This is a genomic window from Mycobacterium sp. IDUB_37 (assembly GCF_055419245.1).
Genome location: NZ_JBVAXG010000001.1, coordinates 356,554 through 374,809, shown reverse-complemented (window position 1 = coordinate 374,809; position 18,256 = coordinate 356,554). Strand labels below are relative to the sequence as shown.

Here is an 18,256-nt window from a genome sequence, read left to right as displayed (position 1 = left end):
TGCTCAGTTCTCCTTGAAGGGAAAGCCGAGGGCCCGCAGCAGCGCTCGTCCCTCGTCGTCGTTAGTCGCCGAGGTGACGACGTTGATGTCGAGACCGCGGACCCGATCGATCCTGTCCACGTCGATCTCGTGGAACACGGACTGCTCGGCAAGCCCGAAGGTGTAGTTTCCGACGCCGTCGAACTGCTTGGGCGACAAGCCGCGGAAGTCACGGATACGGGGCAGCGCGATCGACGTGAGCCGGTCGAGGAACTCCCACATCCGGTCGCCGCGCAGCGTGACCCGGGCGCCGATCGGCATGCCCTCACGCAACTTGAACTGCGCGATGGACTTGCGCGCCTTGCGGATCTCCGGCTTCTGCCCGGTGATCAGCGCAAGATCGTTGACCGCGCCGTTAATCAATTTGGCATCCCGCGCAGCCTCGCCGACGCCCATGTTGACCACGACCTTGGTGACGGTCGGGATCTGCATGACGTTGGCGTAGCCGAACTGCTTGTGCAGCCCGTCGCGAATCTCGGCCCGGTAGCGCGCCTTGAGGCGCGGCTGAACCTTCTCAGCTGTCGTCATCAGATGTCCTTGCCATTGCGCTTCGAGATACGGACCCGCTTGCCGGACTCCTCGTCGACGCGGTAGCCGATGCGGGTGGGCTTGCCGTCCGAGTCGACCACCATCACGTTGGAGACGTGGATGGGTGCCTCCTGGGTGACGATGCCACCCGAACGGGCGCCACGCTGGTTGGTCGAAACCGCGGTGTGCTTCTTGATGCGGTTGACACCTTCGACCAGCACGCGGTTGCGCTCCGGAAAGGCCTGAATGACCTTGCCTTTAGCGCCTTTGTCCTTGCCGGCGATGACCAGCACGGTGTCGCCTTTGTGGACCTTCACTTACAACACCTCCGGGGCGAGCGAGATGATCTTCATGAACTTCTTCTCCCGGAGTTCACGGCCGACCGGCCCGAAGATACGGGTACCGCGCGGGTCGTTGTCGGGCTTGATGATCACCGCGGCGTTCTCATCGAACTTGATGTAGCTGCCGTCTGGACGGCGGCGTTCCTTGACCGTGCGCACCACGACCGCCTTGACCACGTCACCCCGTTTGACGTTGCCGCCGGGGATAGCGTCCTTGACAGTGGCGACAATGATGTCGCCGATGCCGGCATAGCGTCGCGACGAGCCGCCGAGCACCCGGATGCACAAGATCTCCTTGGCGCCGGTGTTGTCGGCGACCTTCAGCCGCGATTCCTGCTGAATCACTCGATCTCCTGACCTGGTTGACGTGTGCGCGGCGAGAAAAGGCCGATGAAACCCAGGCGGGCAGCACCGACGGCAGCTCTGGCCGTGCGCGGTCTTGGAAAAGCACTGTCACCCAAGGGCACGCGGGGCTGGTATCGCTTGCACGCACCAGCCGAGGTCTGCTCAAGGCAACCCCTAGAGTCTAGGGGACAGGTAGCCCAGCGCCAAATTGCGCGGGCTTGGCGATTAATCCACCTAGAAAGGTGGGGGTTCGCAGTCGGTTGGCGGTGGTGGTGGGGTGTGTGCCATCCGGGCGGCGCGATTGTGGCGGCGTTCGGTGGCGATGCGGTGGGCGCGGTCTTGGGCGCGGGTGCGGTGGCGTCGGGGCATCATCGCGGTGCGTTCGGCGCAGTAGTCCTGGGGTGGGGTGGTGTCGGGGGTGGGCATGCCGGCGACCGGGGTGCACAGGGAGGGGAACAGCAGGGCGCTGCCCGGGGTGGTGACGTAGGTGTCGCCGTCGGGTGAGGTGAGGATGAGGGTGCCGTCGGCCAATTGTTGTTCGGTCCAGCCCCAGAAGGTTTTGAAGAGGTGATGGGTTTTGCATTTGCAGTTGAGGTTCCCGGCGTGGGTGGGGCCACCGTGGGACCAGGGGATGGAGTGGTCGAGTTCGCAGCTGGTGGCGGGGACATCGCAGCCCGGCCACCGGCAGGTCAGATCCCGGGACCGCACGAAGTCGGCCAATGCTTTCGAGGGCCGGTAGTGGGGTTCCGGTGCCGCGTAGCCAGGATGGGTGAGCGGTACCCGCCTTGAGGACAAGGCGAGCTCACGAAGCCGTTCGGCGGTGATCAGCCCGTCGGCATTCCATTGCCAGGCAGGGGTGTCGCTGGTGCCGTCGAGGGTGGCCTGCTCGGCGATCACATGAATCACCACCGCTGAGGCCGCAGGCTTGCCGCCGGCGGTGCAGTCGGGGCGCCCGCACAGGCATCCCAATCGCTTGGAGTAGACGGCCAGCGGCCCGAACGCATCGGCGCGGCGCTGGGCTTTGGTCCGCGGATCGTGTGGGCAGACGGTGGCGGCGAGGTTGTCCAGGGCCTGGTCGACCGCGATCGCGTCCAGGGTGTGCACGGTGGCGTGGATCTCGGTGGTGCCCTCACAGTCGCCGCCGACCCACACGTCACGGCTTGTGGCTTGTTCTTGGCGGCGGTGCACGGCGTCGAGGTCTTCGCGGGCCACGATCGCATCGACTTTGCCGGCCAGGCGGCCGCGGGTCAGCGACGGCCACCGCAGCACCTGGGTCGCTACTTTCTCATCGACCCGCGCCAACACCGCAGAGTCGGTGATCAGATCGGTGCGCCCGGCGATGGTGCGAAACGCCTGCAGATCGATGTCACCGTTGCAGAACACCGCCGCGACCTTGGGGAGTCGTTCGCGCATCGCCCGGGCGGTATGTACCCGGCCCTCGGCGCGGCCTTTGCTGATCCGCAACAGCGTCCCGACCTCGATCGCGACGGCGTCCATGGTGTCCATCGCCCAGTCCTCGGTCTCGGCGTAATCGGCCAACGAGTTAGCGAACCAGTCCCCGATCATCACCAACTGCGCCGCGGTGGCCTGATTCTCCCACCGCGCCGCCGCACGAATCCGCGCCTTCCGATCCGTGGGAAACGATCCTTCGAACATACATTCGATTCTAAACGGACCCACCGACACGGATTCAGCTCCGAGCGCGGCTCAGTCCCCTTGCCGGTGCCAGGCGATCACATACAGCACCAACGCGGTGGCCAGCCCGATCAGCACCCAGATCACGACTGCCTGGTCGACCCAGGACCCGGCCGGTGGTGAACCGGGGAGGATGTTGCGCAACGGCACCACGGCAAACAGCATCGCGGCGTACCAGGTAGAGAACGGCGGCAGAAACTTCCTTCGCCCGGTGAACATCTGGACGGCCACGAACAGCGCCAGCGTGGGAAGCGCTACAAGGACCAGACAGATTCCCAGGTCGAAGACAAGCGGCCCCTTCGCCCGCTGCAGGGTGATGATCACGTTGTCGGGCCGGTTCGGGTCTTGGCTGTCCCGCCCGACGCGGTTGACCGACACGTCCCAGCCTTCGAGCAATCCGGTCACTTCCACCCGGGCATGTCTGGGTTGGCGATTGTCACCGGACCCGAACAGCACGTCGGCCTGGATGGTGTCGGTGCGGTACGTGTCGAATGGCCAGTCACCGGGGTTGCCGTTGGCCGCAACGGTGGTGGCGACCTGCGCCGGCGCCTTGCCCTTCGGATACTGCAGGTCCCCCAGGTCGTTGTCCGGGTCGAAGCGCACCGACGCTTCGGTGGTCAGTACGTCGAGTCGCTTGTCGATCACCGACTGGTCAGGCATCACCAGCACCTTCACGTCGAGTCGATGCTCGACGGGGTGCATCTGCTCGATGCGCACCAAGACCACACTGTTATCCGTTGTGCTCAAATCCGGGCTGGGCAGAGCGCCCGGCGCGGTCGCCAGCCAGTGGTAACCGAAGAGCGAAAGCAGGTAGACGACAGCGACGCCCAGCACGACAGAGAAATCGAGCACAAGGTTGCGGCGCTTGCGGGGCGGTTCCGGGGCGGTCGTCGGCGGCGCTGACTCGGCCTCTACCAACCGGATCTCGTGGCTGTGTGCCGGCAGCGTGAGGGTCGTGGCCAGGTCCAGCCCGCTCAGGTTTCTTTGCACGGTCACGGAGCCAGATATTAGCAATGTATGTGTTTGCTAGCACTTTTTGATGCGACGCGCTACGAGCACGTAACAATCCATGTCATCAGCGTTAACAATGCAGCGCGAACCCGCGTCGCGATAAGGGAGTTTCGTTGCCGGGCGCCGCTACGCCCGGTCGCGATACCACGCCACGATGTAGGTCACCATGGCCGTGGCGAGGCCGAGCAGCACCCAGATCACCAAGCCCTGGTCGACCCACGCCCCCATCGGCGGGTTGCCGGGCAGGAAGTTGCGCAGCGGCACTACGGCGAACAACATCGCGGCGTACCAGGTGCCGAACGGCGGCAGGAATGGCCGTCTGCGGGTGACCATCTGGATGGCGACGAACAGCGCCAGCGCCGGCAGCGTGATGAGGACCAGGCAGATTCCGAGGTCGAAAAGGAGCGGACCACTGGCCCGCTTCAGCTTGATGATGACGGCGTCGGGATTCGGATCGTTATCCCGCACCCGCTCGAGGGTGATGTCGAAACCGTCGACCATCCCGTCCACCTCAAGGCGGGCGGTCTCGAAATGAGCAGTCTCACCTGCGCCGACCAACCACTCGGCCTGGATGGGGTCGGTGACGTATACGTCGAACGGCCAGTGCAGCGCGTCACCGCGCGCATCGATATTGGCATCGAACGGTTGCGGCGCCATTCCACTCGGATACTGCAGCTCGCCCAGATCGTCTTGGGACGAGAACCGCACTGCCGTGTCGGCGGTCAAGCGATGCAGGCGCTTGTCCAAGATCGATTCGTTGGGCTTCAACAACACCTTCACCACGAGGCGCTGATCTTTGGTGTCCAACTTCTCGACGTGCAGCACGACCACGGTCTCATTGATTTTGCCCGCGTCGACCTTCTGCAGCGGAGGCTCGGTGAGCCACTGGTAACCGAATATGACGATCAGCCAGGCCACGGCAACGCCGATGATGATGGACGTATCGAGCATGAGGTGCTTACGCACCGACATGTGCTTGTGCTCGGGCGGCCCCGGCGGGGGGTTCTCGTCGTTAGCTGTCACCTGGGCCGACACGGTGTCAGATGGTAGCAATCAGCCGCTTTGCCGGCACCGCTGCGAGATCAGTCCCCTTGCCGGACCCAGGCGTAGATATACAGGCTCATCGCAGTCACCAGAGCGATCAGCACCCATTGGACGATGGCTTGGTCAATCCAGGAACCGGGCGGCGGCGAACCCGGAAGGATATTGCGCAGGGGGACAATGGCGAACAAGTTCGCGGCGTACCAGGTTGCGAACGGCGGCAGAAACTTTCGTCGACCCAATGCCATCGGAACGGCGACCAACAGCGCCAAGGTGGGCAGGGCGATGAGCACCAGGCAGATGCCCAGATCGAAAATCAGCGGCCCCTTCGCCCTCTTGAAGGTGATGACTACATTCCCGTTGTCCAAAGTGCGTGACGTAGGCAACGCGGCCGTGTCGTGAACGCGATTGACGCTGATGTCCCAACCGTCCAGCGATCCGGTTACTTCGACACGCGCCGGCACCTTCCGGAGCGCATCGCCGGGCCCGACGAACGCGTCGGCCGAGATCGGCTCGGTGCTGTAGGTGTCGAAAGGCCAGTTACCGGGGTCTCCGTGCGCCTCGACCGTGCTGGTCAGCTGGGCCGGCGCCCTTCCTTTCGGATAGTGGAGGTCTCCTAGATCGCTCGGCGGATACAACCGCACGGCGACGTCGGTGCCCAACACGTCGAAGCGATTGTCGTATGCGGAAATCGCAGGGTAGACAAGCACATTCACCGTCAGGCGGTTAGCTACCGGCTTCAGCTCCTCCAGGCGCAGCTGCACGATAGTGGCGTCGCCCCCGCCCTGGCTCAAGTCCAACGGCGGCAGCGGGCCTTCTGACCTCTGCAGAAAGTGAACGCCGACCAGCGACAGGGCATAGGCGATGATGACCATCGCCATAATTCCGACGCCGATCAAGATGCGCGGTTTACTTGACTTCTTTGTGAATTTCTTTTTCTTTTTCTGTGGCTTTTCCGCCGCCTGCGGTTTATCCGCCGGCGGGCTTGGCGGCGCCTCGGTGGTCATTGACCGCCTCCATTTAGGGCCCGCGAATTCGATTCAGCTCGTCGGGACAGCACGGGGTCCGATGCTAGCGAACTGACGCCGCCCTCGCGTCCCCACGAAAATAGCTTCACCCGCACGCCATCTTGCGGTAAACCACAGGTCGTTTTGGGCCCGTTCCGCAATTCGACGACACGGCGACCTTTGCCATACAGCAAATTAGCCGACCGCAACATTTGACGTGGAGAGGGACGCGTCCGGCAAACGAGAGCCGACTGCAACTACCGCGCCTACCTGCAAGGATTCTGCGGCGATGGCGCAGGCGCGAGACATTCACCTAGCGACGCCTGCTGGTTCATCTGTTGTTTGCTTGCGAGCCGATTTCGACAGTTGTAAATGTCAACATGTGCCGATAGCGGCCTCGCCATTGCTGCTGGGCGCCGCCGTGCGAGGGAGCCAGAAAAAATGAAGCGCAAACAACCGATTGCCGCAACGATCCTGCTGGCCGCGAGTGCGGCACTACTGTCAGCCTGCGACACCGAGGCCCACGCGACCCTGCCCTACGTGAACGGGGCCAAGGTGGACTGCGGCGGCAAGCAGACCTTGGTCGCCAGCGGTTCGACCGCACAATCGCACGCGATGTCACACTTCCTCGACGCGTACCACAAGGCCTGCTCCGGACAGAACCTCAAGTACGACGCCAACGGGTCGGGCGCCGGAATCAGCGATTTCCTCTCCGGTAAGACCGATTTCGCCGGATCGGACACACCGCTGTCCGGCGATCAATACGCTGCCGCCAAAGCGCGATGCGGCGGGGCCGACGCGTGGAACCTTCCCGTGGTGTTCGGTCCGATGGCCATCACCTACAACCTCGCCAACGTCGACTCTCTGGTGCTTGACGGGCCCACCCTGGCCAAGATCTTCAACGGCACCATCACCCGCTGGGACGACCCGGCCCTGACGGCGCTGAACGCGTCAATGCCGGCAGAGGACATCCGCGTCATCTACCGCAGCGACGCGTCCGGCACCACCTACAACTTCCAGTCCTATTTGCACGCCGCTTCCGGGGGGGCCTGGAACAAAGACGCCGCCAAGACGTTTTCCGGAGGCGTCGGCATCGGCGCCGCGGGCAACGACGGTACGGCGGCGCTGGTGAAATCCACCGAGGGTGCGATCAGCTACAACGAATTGTCCTTCGCGCTCAAGCAAGGGCTGTTCGCTGCCGAGATCAAGACCCCGGCAAGCCGCAGGTCGCTGCGCCCGGTGCGGATCGGCACCGACACGGTCGGCAAGACAATCAGGGGCGCCAAGATCGTCGGCCAGGGCAACGACATCGTGCTCGACATTTCGTCGTTCTACAATCCCGCCCAGCCAGACGTCTACCCGATCGTCATGGCCACCTACGAGATCGTCTGCTCCAAGTACCCCACCCAAGACGTCGCCCAGGCGGTAAAGGCGTTCTTGCAGGCGGCGATTGGCCCCGGTCAGGCTGACCTGAACAAGATCGGTTACATCCCGCTGTCGCCTCAGTTCCAGTCACGGGTCTCCGACGCCGTCGATGCGATCAGCGCCGTCGGAGGTTCCGCGCAGGCCGAGGAATGAACCTGAAGATCAGTCCGACTGTTTTCGATAGGCCAAAATAAACAGGGTCATCGCGACGACCAGTGCCAGCAGCACCCAGAGCGTGATGGCCTGGTCGACCCAGGACCCTTCGGGCGGCTTTCCGGGGAAGATATTTCGCAGCGGGACAACCGCGAACAACATCGCGGCGAACCACGATACGAACGGCGGCAGGAACTTCTTCTTGCCCAACGCCATCGGGATAGACACCCACAGCGCCAGAGCGGGCAGCGCAAGCAGGACCAGCACGATGCCCAGGTCGAAGATCAGCGTGCTCTTGGACCGGTGCAAGGTGATGATCACGTTGTCCGGCCGTGGCGAACTCTGAGTGGATTCACCGACGCGCCGGACGCTGACGTCCCAGCCACCCACCGATCCGGTGACCTCGATGCGGGCGTCTTCGACGGAACGGTTCTCACCGGTCCCGCCGAACACCTGGGCGGAGATGGTTCCGGTGCTGTAGGAGTCGAACGGCCAGTTGGCGGGGTCGCCCTCCGCATCAACGAAGGTGCTCTGCTGCGCCGGCGACTTTCCGACCGGGTACTGCAGATCACCCAGGTCGTTTTCGGGATACATGCGAACCGCAAGGTCTTGGGTCAGTACATGAAATTTCTTATCGAACTTCGAATCCTCTGGAACGACAAGCACACTCACCTTGAGACGGTTATTGACCGTGTCAAGCTCCTCCACCTTCACCTGCACCACGGTGTCGTCGGTGGTGCCGAAGTCGGGTTCGGGTAACCCCTCGGCTGAGGTAGCCAGCAAGTGGACGCCCACCAGGGAAAGCACGTACACGGCCACCACGGCCGCGATGACCCCGATATCGAGCAGGATGCGCTTTCCCCGCGAGGACCCCGCGGGTTTCGTCGCCGGTGGCGGCGCGGGCGCTGGGGCCGGCGCTGCGGGCGGCGGGCCGGGCGGCGGGACGTGATGGCTCATCGGTCGCTCGTTTCTTTGGAAGCAACGTTCGATTTGCTGCAGGAAGGCTATTGAAACTCATAGATATTCCAGCCGCAATGCGCCGCGACGATCTCCTGCCAAATTATTCGACGTGAGTTGAATCAGCCACGCACCGGAAGCCGATGTGGGTGGTCGCGGTGTCCTGCGATTGTGGCGAACGGGCCGCCGGACGGTAGCGGTGGCAGTATTCCGGCGCACACAGGTGCGACCCCCCCTTCAGGGCCTGACTGATCCCCGGGTCGGCGGGGCCGACGGGCGTGCAGCACGACTTCGGCGGGTGATCGAGCCGGTGATGAGCGCTGAATTCGGTTGCGGTCCACTCCCATACGTTGCCGATCATGTCGAGAAGACCGAACCCGTTGGCCGGAAAGCTGCCCACCGGCGATGTGCCGATCCAGCCCAGCGCGCCGTCGTTGCGATACGGGAACCGACCCTGCCAGGTGTTGGCCATCAATTTGCCGCCGGGCTTCTCTTCCTCCCCCCACGAGTAGGTCCCGGTCGCACCGGCCCGGGCCGCGAACTCCCACTCCGCCTCGGTGGGCAGGCGCCGCCCGGCCCACCGCGCATAGGCCGCCGCGTCCGGATAGGCCACCTGCACAACGGGATGATCGGCCCGGTCGCCGGCGTCGCTGTTCGGACCGAACGGGTGCTGCCAGTTCGCTGCGGGCACCCAGTCCCACCACTGCCGCCAGTCACGCAGGTCGACAGGTCCTGCCGTCGGCCGGAAAACCATGGCCCCCGAAACCAAGTCAGCGGGATCGGCGCCCGGATAAAGCGCGGGGTCAATGGGTTGTTCGGCAACCGTCACATAGCCTGTCGCCGCGACGAATTCGGCGAACTGTGCAGTGGTGACCGGATGCCGCTCCACCGCGAACGCGGCGACCGTCACGGTGTGGACCGGCACCTCTTCGGGGTAGAAGCTGGTCGAACCCATCCGAAAGGATCCGCCGGGCAACTCAACCAGCTCTGTCAGCACTGCTTCAGGGTATGACGATGGAGAAGTCCTGCGTCAACGTGCCTTTCGCGCTTGTGAAGTCGGCCGCACCCGAATGTGCCTGCAGATGGATGGCGACCAGGTATTGCTTGGTGTCGGTCCAGACGTGGGTAATTCGGTCGGCGAAGTCGATGCCGCCGTCCGCACCTTGCAGGGTGCCGGTGAGTTGCTGACTACTGAAGCCGCAGAACGGCGCACCCGTCACCGAGAATTTCCGACGCTGCATGGTGCCGCCGACAGCGGCGGTGTACTGCAAGAACGCACTTTCCGGAGTCAGGCCGGTCTCGGTGATACGCACGGTCGCCGCCAACGTATCGGGGCCACTCATCGTCAACGCGATGTCGCCGCTACCGGGCGCCGACTGCCACCCCTTGGGCACGCTGATCGTGATCCGCGGAGCAGCGGGGTCGGCCACCACGGCCTGGGTCGCATTGCCCTCGCCCATAGATGTGACGGCGCAGACGATCGCATCGGCCGGGATATGCACCTGTCGGGTGGCGACAATTCCGGGCACCGACTCGGCGGGGTCCGAATGCCGACTCGGCACAGCCGTGCCCCCGCTGTTCTGCTGACAGCCGACCAGCGCGGCTGCCAGACAGACCAGAACCAGCGCGGACCAGTCAGTCGCGCGAAAAGGCAAGCGCGAGGTCCTTTTCCACGTCTTCATAGGGTCGACCCGACAGGTCCACAGTGACCTGCGCGATGGTGCCGCCGGTGAACTTGAACGGCGCCTTGTACTTGCTGGACACCCCCGAACCACCGTTGCGCCCCACCGTGATTCCGGCGCCCGCGAGGCCGAAGGTGCCGGGGTGGGTGATGACGTCCGGAAGTGTGCCAACCGGGTGGTCGTCGAAGTACAACGTCGCGCTGCCGATCGGAGTGTGACTGTTCGGGACGGTGCCTGCGCGTTCGTAGCGAACACCCAACAGGTGCCGACCCAGCGGAATCGGACCGTTCGACTGAATCACCTGTTGACGTTCACCGAGGAAGTTGTAGACGTACTGCAGGCGGCCGTCCTGGATGAACAACACATGCCCGCCGTGGGCTCCCCCCTGCTTGAACAGCACCCCTTCGGCACCCGTGGTCTCCACGGTCACCTCGGCCACCACGTTGAACGATCGGCCGCGGATCTCGACCGCTGCGCCGATACCGACGTCAGCGCAATCGGGGTAGTACACGTAGCTGTCGCGATCAGCCGCCAGGTAGGGCCGGAACCTCGTCATCGTCTCGAAGATGTTCAGATCCGCCAGCGGCAGCCCGTTGTACTTGGCCGCCTCCGAGAACCACAGCGCCTTGAGTTCTTCCAGCTTGTCGGGTTGCTCAGTAGCGAGATCGTGGCACTGGCTACGGTCGGCCTCGATGTGGAAGAGCTCCCAGCGGTCCTTGTCGAAGTTCCCCCAACCTGCGGGTGAGGCGGCGTGGATGGTGTTGGCGAACCAGCCCTTGTGCCAGATCCCACGGGTGCCCAGCATGGTGTAGAACTGCGTTTCCTTGTCGGTTTCGGCCCCCGGAGCATCCAGGGCCGCTTTGAAACTGACGCCATCGAGCGGCTTCTGCGCAATGCCTTTCACGGTGTCCGGCGCAGTGATGCCGAGCAATTCGTAAACGGTCGGAGTGATGTCGCAGACATTGATGTAGTTGTCGACAACCGCACCATGCGCGGCAATTCCGTTGGGCCAGGAGATGATTGCCGTATCCGCGATACCACCTTCGTGAGAGGAGTACCGCTTGAACAGCTTGTAGGGCGTGTTGAATGCCATCGCCCAGCCGATCGGATAGTGGTTGTAAGTCTCCGTCCCGCCGAGGTGGTCGAACAGCCTCATGCTCTCTTCGACGGTGTCGATGTAGCCGTTGAAGAACTTGCCCTCGTTGACCGATCCGTTCGGCCCGCCCTCACCGCTGGCACCGTTGTCGGAGATCACCACGATGATCGTGTTGTCCAGCTGACCGGACTCCTCCAGGTAGTCCAGGATGCGACCGATCTGCGCGTCGGTGTAGCTGAGGAAACCGGCGAACACTTCGGCCAACCGACTGAAAAGTTTCTTCTCCTCGTCGTTGAGGCCGTCCCAGGGCCGGACCGTGTCCTGCAGCGGCCACGGCTCGCCGTTGGGCCCCTTCACGTCGATGTAGGGATTCATCGGCGACAACTCGGTGTCCGAGGGCACGATCCCCATCGCCTTCATCTTTTCGAGAACGATCTCCCGGTACTTCTCGTAGCCCATGTCGAACACGCCGTCGTACTTGTCGGCCCACTCTTTGAAAACGTGGTGCGGCGCGTGGCCCGCACCGGGGCAGACATAGCTGAACCACGGCTTGTCCGGCGCGATCACCTTGGCGTCACGGATGAACTCAATCGTCTTGTCCGCGATGTCTTTTGAAAGGTGATAGCCCTCTTCGGGGGTGCCGGGCGGGTTCACCGGGTGGTTGTCGTACATCAGGTCGGGGTACCACTGGTCGGTCTCCCCGCCCATGAATCCGTAGAAGCGCTCGAAGCCACGAGATGTCGGCCAGTGTCGTTTGGTCGCCGCCATGCTGGACTCCTCCAGCGGCGTCAGGTGCCACTTACCCACGCAGTAGGTGTTGTAGCCGCGTTCATTGAGAACCTCGGAGAGCAGCGCGGTGTCAGCCGGGATGCGGCCGTTGCAATTGGGGAACCCGTCGGTGAACTCTTCGATGGTGGCCATGCCAACGGTGGTCGCATTGCGGCCCGTCAACATCGAAGCCCGGGTCGGCGAGCACAACGCGGTGGTGTGAAACTGCGAGAGCCGCACTCCGCGCTCGGCGATCCGCGACATCGCCGGCATGTCGACCAGACCGCCGAAGCAGTCCCAGGTTGCGATGCCGATGTCGTCCCACACCATGTACAGGACGTTCGGCGAGTTCTCCGGTGCGGTCGGCGCAGCGTACGGGCCCCAATCGGGCTCCGAATCGCGGATATCAAGCTCGATCTTGCCCTTAAACTCCGTCGACCCAGTCATACAGCCTCACTTGTTATGAACCACCCCGAACGTCCGTGGACATTACACGCGGCAGGTTGAAAAAGGCTGAGGATTTCCGACCTTTGACGACGAGAGATCTGCGGTTATTGCGGTATCGGGGTGTAATGCGCAGAGTCGCTGGTGAATTCGGGCTTGCCGTAGGTAGCCAGCCTGAGCTTGAGAAGCCTGATGACATAGCGGTCCACGACGTGACGAAGCCACGGGATATTGCTGGCGCGGCTGACGGCGACGAAGCGTCCCGCGATGAACGGCCCGGTCACAGCGATGCGAATGCGGTCGGCCAGTCCGATCGAGACACCCATGGCCGTGGCGGCACTGCGGTCGCCGTTGCAGAACGCGCGGACGAAGGTTTCCTTGCTGTAGCTCTTCTCGACCGCTTCTGCGGCGCGGTCGAACCACGTAGTCGCGGGTCGCAGGTAGGCATCCATCGTGGAGTCGACGAGTTCGCGACAAACGGAGTCAAACCCGTCCCGCAGCAGTGCCGCGCGTGCGTGCATCACATGCACGGTGCCTGCCGGGGTCGTGGGTAGCAATTCCTGGGGCAAGCCGAGCAGGAAGCAACGGTAACGTCCGAATTCCACCAGGGCGCGTTCGGAGTCGTTGAACTCATCCCGTTCCTGTCGCAGCACTTGCTGAGAGGTCAGATACTGACCGATCATTCCGGCCGGCATCTGGTCAACCTGCGGCACCGGCACGCCATAGACGTCGACGTCCCACTTGGTGGACCTCTTCAGCGCGTTGTAGCGAACCATCGAATGCATCAATCGGACCATTGCGGCCGCTTCAAAGCCCGGGCCATAACGCCCTAGCGCACCCGGCAAAGTGGTGACGGCGAAGAAGCTCGCGGTCTCATTGACGCGCCTCGCGGCACGGCGGCCCGAGAGCGCACCGGTCAGTCCCATCGGCAGGGCCGCGTACATGTTGGTGAAGGTGGCGATGAAAGCGCCGCGCGTGATGAAATGGGCCAGCAACGCCGCCGCGGTGCGCGCCTGCCGCGCGCCGTCTTCGATCAGATCGAAGTCGATCCAATCCGGCTTGATTTCCATGGCGGCGATGAACGCCACCAGTTCGTCGGGCGCGTCGGGCACCGCCTCGATACCCTCGCGGCAGGCCGTCTTCAGCATGTCGATCAGATGCGGGACGCTGTGGCTGCTCATCAGAGCCGCGTAGGGATCCGCCACCACGTCGCCGAGCATGGTCGCCGTTTCCAGCAGCTCCAGGACGCGGTCGTCTTCGAGGATCAGTGCACGGTCGCCGGCCCAGGGCGGCAGCGATGACTTGTCCCCGAGCTTTTTGGTCAGCCGGTACGGCCGCTCGTCAAAGTTGATCTCGCCGTACAGATCCGGCTGCAGTCGCCGTTGACTTGCGACCCGATGCGCGAGTTCCGGGTAGTACGTGACCATGTGAACCTCTCCATAACTAACAACTTGTGAGTAATACTCACAAAGTGTTAGTTATGCTGTCAAGTGTGACCCCCGCGACCAAGGACGTCCCAAAACGGCGGATGACCGCAGAAGGGCGGCGCGAACAGATTCTGGATATCACCCACGCCATCGTCGATACCGAGGGGTTTCACGCGGCCACGCCGAACCGCATCGCACGCGAAGCCGGCATCAATCGATCGTTGATTTATCAGCAATTCGGCGATCCCGCAAAGCTTTTCGTCGCGTTGATCGACCGGGAAGCCACCCGCGCCGGCATACAGTTCCTCGAGGCGATCAGCGGATTGGGCGAGCCGAGCGAGGACAACCAGACCCTGGTGCGCGCGTTCGACGGGGTACTGACCGCGGTCGACGCCAATACCGCGACGTGGCGGTTGTTCCTCATTCCGCCGCAGGGCGCGCCGCCGGAATTGCATGAGCGGCTTGCTCAATCGCAGACGCTGGTGCGGAACTTCCTGCAGGGCGCGGTGCTCCGCCTCAATCCCGAACTACAAGATCCCGAATACACCGCAAGAATCCTCTACGCCGCCGGTCGGGAACTCCTGCAACTGCGCCTTAGTGACCCCGACGCCGCGACGCCGGAGCGACTGCGCACGTTTGTGCAGGGACTGCGATCGGATCTGATCGGCCCGACCCGATAGCCGCAAAAAGCCCCAATTCCCGTCGGGGAATGGGGCTTTCGCGTGTAATCGGTAGAACTACTTTGCCTTCTCGAGAATCTCGACGAGCCGCCAGCGCTTGGTCGCCGACGTCGGTCGCGTCTCCATCAGCGAAACGCGGTCGCCGATACCGGCAGTGCTGTTCTCGTCGTGCGCCTTGACCTTCGTGGTGGTACGAATGATCTTGCCGTACAACGGGTGCCGAACGCGGTCTTCCAGCTCGACCACGATGGTCTTCTGCATCTTGTCGCTCACCACGTAACCGATGCGGGTCTTACGACGGCCGCGCAGCTTCGGGTTGGCCGGAGTGTTCTTCGGACCCTTTTCCTTGGTGCCGTCGGCGGCTTCCGCCTTCTTCGCCTCTGCCATCAGGATTCCTTCCCGTCACTCTCGTCAGAACCATCGGGACCGGAGGCCAGACCCAGTTCTCGTTCACGCAGCACCGTGTAGACGCGCGCGATTTCATGACGCACAACACGCAGCCGGCGGTTGTTGCTGAGCTGGCCGGTAGCCATCTGGAAGCGCAGATTGAACAGCTCTTCCTTCGACTCGCGGACCCGCTCGTTCAACTCTTCGTCGGTAAGCTCACGCAGTTCGCCAGAGGAAACTCCCACTGCCATCAGAACTGCTCCTCTCGGGTAATGATGCGTGCCTTGATCGGCAGCTTGTGGATCGCCCGGGTGAGCGCCGCGCGAGCGGTCTGCTCGTTGGGGAAGCTCAGCTCGAACAGCACCCGGCCCGGCTTCACGTTGACGATCCACCACTCCGGCGAGCCCTTACCTGAACCCATCCGGGTCTCGGCGGGCTTCTTGGTCAGTGGGCGGTCCGGGAAGACGTTGATCCAGACCTTGCCGCCACGCTTGATGTGCCGGTTGATGGCGATACGAGCGGACTCGATCTGCCGGTTGGTGACGTAGGCGTGCCCAAGGGCCTGGATGCCGTAGTCACCGAAGCTCAGCGTCGTTCCGCCACTGGCAATACCCCGTTGACGGGGGTGGTGCTGCTTGCGGTGCTTGACCTTGCGGGGAATCAACATGATTTAGCTCTCCGTGCTCGGCGCTTCAACTGCTGGCGCGCTTTCGGCGGCAGGCGCTGCGGCCGCACTCTCTTCGCTACCCGCGGCACGACCGGCGTCAGTGCCGGTCGCCGTGGTGCCCGAAGCACCGCTGCGGCGCGGACGGGTGCCCGACGGACGCTCGCGGCGCGGACGGTCGGCGCCTGCCGGGGCGGCAGCGGCCAGTTCGCGCTTGCCGCCGACGATGTCGCCCTTGTAGATCCATACCTTCACGCCGATCCGGCCGAAGGTGGTCTTGGCCTCGTACAGGCCGTAGTCGATGTCCGCACGCAGTGTGTGCAGCGGAACCCGGCCTTCGCGGTAGAACTCCGAACGGCTCATCTCAGCACCGCCGAGACGTCCCGAGCACTGCACCCGGATGCCTTTGACGTTGGGCTGACGCATGGCCGACTGGATGGCCTTACGCATCGCGCGACGGAATGCCACCCGGTTGCTCAGCTGCTCGGCGACCCCCTGGGCCACCAACTGCGCTACCGACTCAGGGTTTTTCACCTCGAGGATGTTGAGCTGGACCTGCTTTGCGGTCAGCTTCTCCAGGTCGGCGCGGATGCGGTCGGCTTCGGTGCCACGGCGGCCGATGACGATGCCCGGACGCGCGGTGTGGATGTCGACCCGGACCCGGTCGCGGGTCCGCTCGATCTCCACGTCGGCGATACCGGCGCGCTCCAGGCCGCTGGACAGCAGCCGTCGGATCGCGACGTCTTCCTTGACGTAATCGGCGTACTGCTTGTCGGCGTACCAGCGCGACTTCCAGTCGGTGGTGATGCCCAACCGGAAGCCATGCGGATTGATCTTCTGGCCCACTAGTCTGAGCCTCCCTTCGCGTCGGAAGTCTCAGACGTCTTGGCTTCGGATTTGGTTTCAGCCTTCTTGGCCGGAGCCTTCTTGGCCGGAGCCTTCTTGGCGGGTGCCTTCTTGGCCGGTGCCGTCGCGGCAGCCTTGCTGCCCTCGGCGCGACGCGTCCGCGACGACTTCGCCGACCGCTCGTCCTTGCTGGGCCGGCTCTCGACGATCACGGTGATGTGGCTGGTGCGCCGGCGAATCCGGAACGCACGCCCCTGGGCACGCGGACGGATGCGTTTGGCGGTCGGGCCGCCGTCGGCGTAGACCGTGGCCACCACGAGGGTGGCCGGGTCCAGTCCGTCGTTGTTCTGGGCGTTGGCCGCGGCACTGGCAATCACCTTGGCCACCGGCTCGCTGGCGGCCTGCGGCGCCCAGCGCAGGATGTCGAGCGCGTCAGCCACCGACTTGCCACGCACCAGGTCGATGACCCGGCGCGCCTTTGTTGGCGACACCCGGACGAACCGCGCAACGGCGGTCGCCGACGGATATTCGGTAGTGGTGGTACTCATCGCCTCTTGCTCTTTCGGTCGTCCTTGATGTGCCCCTTGAAGGTGCGCGTAGGCGCGAATTCGCCGAGCTTGTGGCCCACCATCGATTCCGAGACAAACACCGGGACGTGCTTGCGGCCGTCGTGCACCGCAAACGTGTGCCCGATGAAGTCGGGAATGATGGTCGAGCGTCGCGACCAGGTCTTGATGACCTGCTTGCTGTTCTTCTCGTTCTGCACGTCGACCTTCTTGAGCAGATGGTCGTCGACGAACGGGCCCTTCTTAAGGCTGCGTGGCATGGCTGGCTACTCCCTGACTTCCTAGCGACCGTGCTTTTTGCCGGTGCGCCGGCGTCGGACAATGAGCTTGTTACTGGCTTTGTTCGGGTTACGGGTACGACCCTCGGGCTTGCCCCACGGGCTGACCGGGTGCCGGCCACCGGAGGTCTTGCCTTCACCACCACCGTGCGGGTGGTCGACCGGGTTCATCACGACACCACGGACGGACGGGCGCTTGCCCTTCCACCGCATACGACCGGCCTTGCCCCAGTTGATGTTCGACTGCTCGGCGTTGCCGACCTCGCCGACCGTCGCGCGGCAGCGGACGTCGACGCGGCGGATCTCACCACTCGGCATACGCAGCGATGCGTAGGTAGCTTCCTTGCCGAGTAACTGAATGCTGGAGCCGGCCGAACGGGCAAGCTTGGCGCCGCCCCCGGGCCGCAACTCCACGGCATGCACCAGGGTGCCGGCCGGGATGTTGCGCAACGGGAGGTTGTTGCCGGGCTTGATGTCGGCGTTGGCGCCGGTCTCGACGATATCGCCCTGCGAAAGACCCTGCGGCGCAATGATGTACCGCTTCTCCCCGTCGAGGAAGTGCAGCAGCGCAATCCTTGCGGTGCGGTTCGGGTCGTATTCGATGTGTGCGACCTTCGCGTTGACGCCGTCCTTATCGTTGCGACGGAAGTCGATCACCCGGTAGGCGCGCTTGTGCCCGCCACCCTGGTGCCGGGTCGTGATGCGGCCGTGGGCGTTACGCCCACCCTTGCTGTGCAGAGGGCGCACCAACGACTTCTCCGGCGTCGTCCGAGTGAGCTCGGCGAAGTCGGACACGCTGGCGCCGCGGCGACCGGGGGTCGTCGGCTTGTATTTGCGAATTGCCATGTCTAATCAGGTCTTTCTCTCGCCCGCGGC

At 63.9% G+C, this 18,256-nt stretch carries 21 protein-coding genes; 2 read left to right on the top strand and 19 right to left on the bottom strand.

From position 1 onward, the window contains the following. Positions 1-3: 3 nt before the first annotated feature. From rplE to ACZY1I_RS01715, 7 genes are all read right to left on the bottom strand, one after another. On the bottom strand, positions 4-567 hold the full coding sequence (rplE, locus tag ACZY1I_RS01745; protein ID WP_463752556.1) for a 50S ribosomal protein L5: 564 nt from the start codon (positions 565-567) through the stop codon (positions 4-6). Next, positions 567-884 carry a 50S ribosomal protein L24 gene (rplX, locus tag ACZY1I_RS01740; RefSeq protein ID WP_463752555.1) on the bottom strand — a complete coding sequence of 106 codons (318 nt, stop codon included), beginning with the start codon at positions 882-884 and terminating at the stop codon, positions 567-569. The genes rplE and rplX overlap by 1 nt, the downstream gene beginning before the upstream one ends. Further along, positions 885-1,253, bottom strand: coding sequence for a 50S ribosomal protein L14 (rplN, locus tag ACZY1I_RS01735; RefSeq protein ID WP_055580336.1), 369 nt, complete (start codon positions 1,251-1,253; stop codon positions 885-887). A gap of 234 nt (positions 1,254-1,487) precedes the next feature. Next, entirely contained in the window at positions 1,488-2,909 is a 1,422-nt protein-coding gene (locus ACZY1I_RS01730; RefSeq protein ID WP_463752554.1) for an HNH endonuclease signature motif containing protein, read from the bottom strand. 51 nt (positions 2,910-2,960) lie between these two features. Continuing rightward, complete coding sequence (locus tag ACZY1I_RS01725) at positions 2,961-3,866, bottom strand: DUF4436 domain-containing protein (protein ID WP_463753459.1); 906 nt, start codon at positions 3,864-3,866, stop codon at positions 2,961-2,963. Between the two features lie 219 nt (positions 3,867-4,085). Continuing rightward, positions 4,086-4,931, bottom strand: a complete 846-nt coding sequence (locus ACZY1I_RS01720; protein WP_463753458.1) for a DUF4436 domain-containing protein — start codon at positions 4,929-4,931, stop codon at positions 4,086-4,088. Positions 4,932-5,041: 110 nt separating this feature from the next. Continuing rightward, complete coding sequence (locus ACZY1I_RS01715) at positions 5,042-5,881, bottom strand: DUF4436 domain-containing protein (protein ID WP_463753457.1); 840 nt, start codon at positions 5,879-5,881, stop codon at positions 5,042-5,044. Positions 5,882-6,448: 567 nt separating this feature from the next. On the opposite strand from ACZY1I_RS01715, the gene pstS reads away from it, so the two are divergent. Further along, on the top strand, positions 6,449-7,585 hold the full coding sequence (pstS, locus tag ACZY1I_RS01710) for a phosphate ABC transporter substrate-binding protein PstS (RefSeq protein ID WP_463752553.1): 1,137 nt from the start codon (positions 6,449-6,451) through the stop codon (positions 7,583-7,585). Between the two features lie 9 nt (positions 7,586-7,594). Here the strand turns inward: pstS and ACZY1I_RS01705 are convergent, their stop codons facing one another. From ACZY1I_RS01705 to ACZY1I_RS01685, 5 genes are all read right to left on the bottom strand, one after another. After that, positions 7,595-8,542 (bottom strand): DUF4436 domain-containing protein, encoded by a 948-nt coding sequence (locus ACZY1I_RS01705; RefSeq protein ID WP_463752552.1) that lies wholly within the window; start codon positions 8,540-8,542, stop codon positions 7,595-7,597. Positions 8,543-8,645: 103 nt separating this feature from the next. Further along, entirely contained in the window at positions 8,646-9,539 is an 894-nt protein-coding gene (locus ACZY1I_RS01700; protein ID WP_463752551.1) for a formylglycine-generating enzyme family protein, read from the bottom strand. A gap of 4 nt (positions 9,540-9,543) precedes the next feature. Next, positions 9,544-10,197: a hypothetical protein gene (locus ACZY1I_RS01695; protein ID WP_463752550.1), complete on the bottom strand. Its 654-nt coding sequence runs from the start codon at positions 10,195-10,197 to the stop codon at positions 9,544-9,546. Further along, positions 10,178-12,535, bottom strand: coding sequence for an arylsulfatase (locus ACZY1I_RS01690; protein WP_463752549.1), 2,358 nt, complete (start codon positions 12,533-12,535; stop codon positions 10,178-10,180). Before ACZY1I_RS01690 ends, ACZY1I_RS01695 begins: the two co-directional genes overlap by 20 nt. Positions 12,536-12,639: 104 nt before the next feature. Then, positions 12,640-13,959, bottom strand: a complete 1,320-nt coding sequence (locus ACZY1I_RS01685) for an oxygenase MpaB family protein (protein ID WP_463752548.1) — start codon at positions 13,957-13,959, stop codon at positions 12,640-12,642. Between the two features lie 101 nt (positions 13,960-14,060). On the opposite strand from ACZY1I_RS01685, the gene ACZY1I_RS01680 reads away from it, so the two are divergent. After that, positions 14,061-14,639, top strand: coding sequence for a TetR/AcrR family transcriptional regulator (locus tag ACZY1I_RS01680; RefSeq protein WP_463753455.1), 579 nt, complete (start codon positions 14,061-14,063; stop codon positions 14,637-14,639). 57 nt (positions 14,640-14,696) lie between these two features. Here ACZY1I_RS01680 and rpsQ read toward each other — a convergent pair whose 3' ends face one another. The 7 genes from rpsQ to rplB are packed head-to-tail and all read right to left on the bottom strand — an operon-like array spanning position 14,697 to position 18,226. Further along, positions 14,697-15,026 (bottom strand): 30S ribosomal protein S17, encoded by a 330-nt coding sequence (rpsQ, locus tag ACZY1I_RS01675; protein WP_463752547.1) that lies wholly within the window; start codon positions 15,024-15,026, stop codon positions 14,697-14,699. Continuing rightward, positions 15,026-15,277 (bottom strand): 50S ribosomal protein L29, encoded by a 252-nt coding sequence (rpmC, locus tag ACZY1I_RS01670; RefSeq protein ID WP_463752546.1) that lies wholly within the window; start codon positions 15,275-15,277, stop codon positions 15,026-15,028. The genes rpsQ and rpmC overlap by 1 nt, the downstream gene beginning before the upstream one ends. Beyond that, positions 15,277-15,693: a 50S ribosomal protein L16 gene (rplP, locus tag ACZY1I_RS01665; protein WP_463752545.1), complete on the bottom strand. Its 417-nt coding sequence runs from the start codon at positions 15,691-15,693 to the stop codon at positions 15,277-15,279. Before rplP ends, rpmC begins: the two co-directional genes overlap by 1 nt. 3 nt (positions 15,694-15,696) lie before the next feature. Continuing rightward, positions 15,697-16,536 carry a 30S ribosomal protein S3 gene (gene rpsC / locus ACZY1I_RS01660; RefSeq protein ID WP_463752544.1) on the bottom strand — a complete coding sequence of 280 codons (840 nt, stop codon included), beginning with the start codon at positions 16,534-16,536 and terminating at the stop codon, positions 15,697-15,699. After that, positions 16,536-17,084 carry a 50S ribosomal protein L22 gene (gene rplV, locus ACZY1I_RS01655; protein WP_463752543.1) on the bottom strand — a complete coding sequence of 183 codons (549 nt, stop codon included), beginning with the start codon at positions 17,082-17,084 and terminating at the stop codon, positions 16,536-16,538. Before rplV ends, rpsC begins: the two co-directional genes overlap by 1 nt. Further along, positions 17,081-17,362, bottom strand: coding sequence for a 30S ribosomal protein S19 (rpsS, locus tag ACZY1I_RS01650; protein WP_463752542.1), 282 nt, complete (start codon positions 17,360-17,362; stop codon positions 17,081-17,083). Before rpsS ends, rplV begins: the two co-directional genes overlap by 4 nt. Positions 17,363-17,383: 21 nt before the next feature. Next, positions 17,384-18,226, bottom strand: coding sequence for a 50S ribosomal protein L2 (gene rplB, locus ACZY1I_RS01645; protein WP_463752541.1), 843 nt, complete (start codon positions 18,224-18,226; stop codon positions 17,384-17,386). Positions 18,227-18,256 lie beyond the last annotated feature (30 nt).

What these genes read in the sequence shown, in the direction of transcription:
- rplE (WP_463752556.1), bottom strand. Translation starts at nt 567, where the DNA reads ATGACGACAGCTGAGAAGGTTCAGCCGCGCCTCAAGGCGCGCTACCGG.
- ACZY1I_RS01730 (WP_463752554.1), bottom strand. Translation starts at nt 2,909, where the DNA reads ATGTTCGAAGGATCGTTTCCCACGGATCGGAAGGCGCGGATTCGTGCG.
- ACZY1I_RS01720 (WP_463753458.1), bottom strand. Translation starts at nt 4,931, where the DNA reads ATGTCGGTGCGTAAGCACCTCATGCTCGATACGTCCATCATCATCGGC.
- ACZY1I_RS01715 (WP_463753457.1), bottom strand. Translation starts at nt 5,881, where the DNA reads ATGGCGATGGTCATCATCGCCTATGCCCTGTCGCTGGTCGGCGTTCAC.
- pstS (WP_463752553.1), top strand. Translation starts at nt 6,449, where the DNA reads ATGAAGCGCAAACAACCGATTGCCGCAACGATCCTGCTGGCCGCGAGT.
- ACZY1I_RS01705 (WP_463752552.1), bottom strand. Translation starts at nt 8,542, where the DNA reads ATGAGCCATCACGTCCCGCCGCCCGGCCCGCCGCCCGCAGCGCCGGCC.
- ACZY1I_RS01690 (WP_463752549.1), bottom strand. Translation starts at nt 12,535, where the DNA reads ATGACTGGGTCGACGGAGTTTAAGGGCAAGATCGAGCTTGATATCCGC.
- ACZY1I_RS01685 (WP_463752548.1), bottom strand. Translation starts at nt 13,959, where the DNA reads ATGGTCACGTACTACCCGGAACTCGCGCATCGGGTCGCAAGTCAACGG.
- ACZY1I_RS01680 (WP_463753455.1), top strand. Translation starts at nt 14,061, where the DNA reads ATGACCGCAGAAGGGCGGCGCGAACAGATTCTGGATATCACCCACGCC.
- rpsQ (WP_463752547.1), bottom strand. Translation starts at nt 15,026, where the DNA reads ATGGCAGAGGCGAAGAAGGCGGAAGCCGCCGACGGCACCAAGGAAAAG.
- rpmC (WP_463752546.1), bottom strand. Translation starts at nt 15,277, where the DNA reads ATGGCAGTGGGAGTTTCCTCTGGCGAACTGCGTGAGCTTACCGACGAA.
- rplP (WP_463752545.1), bottom strand. Translation starts at nt 15,693, where the DNA reads ATGTTGATTCCCCGCAAGGTCAAGCACCGCAAGCAGCACCACCCCCGT.
- rplV (WP_463752543.1), bottom strand. Translation starts at nt 17,084, where the DNA reads ATGAGTACCACCACTACCGAATATCCGTCGGCGACCGCCGTTGCGCGG.
- rpsS (WP_463752542.1), bottom strand. Translation starts at nt 17,362, where the DNA reads ATGCCACGCAGCCTTAAGAAGGGCCCGTTCGTCGACGACCATCTGCTC.
- rplB (WP_463752541.1), bottom strand. Translation starts at nt 18,226, where the DNA reads ATGGCAATTCGCAAATACAAGCCGACGACCCCCGGTCGCCGCGGCGCC.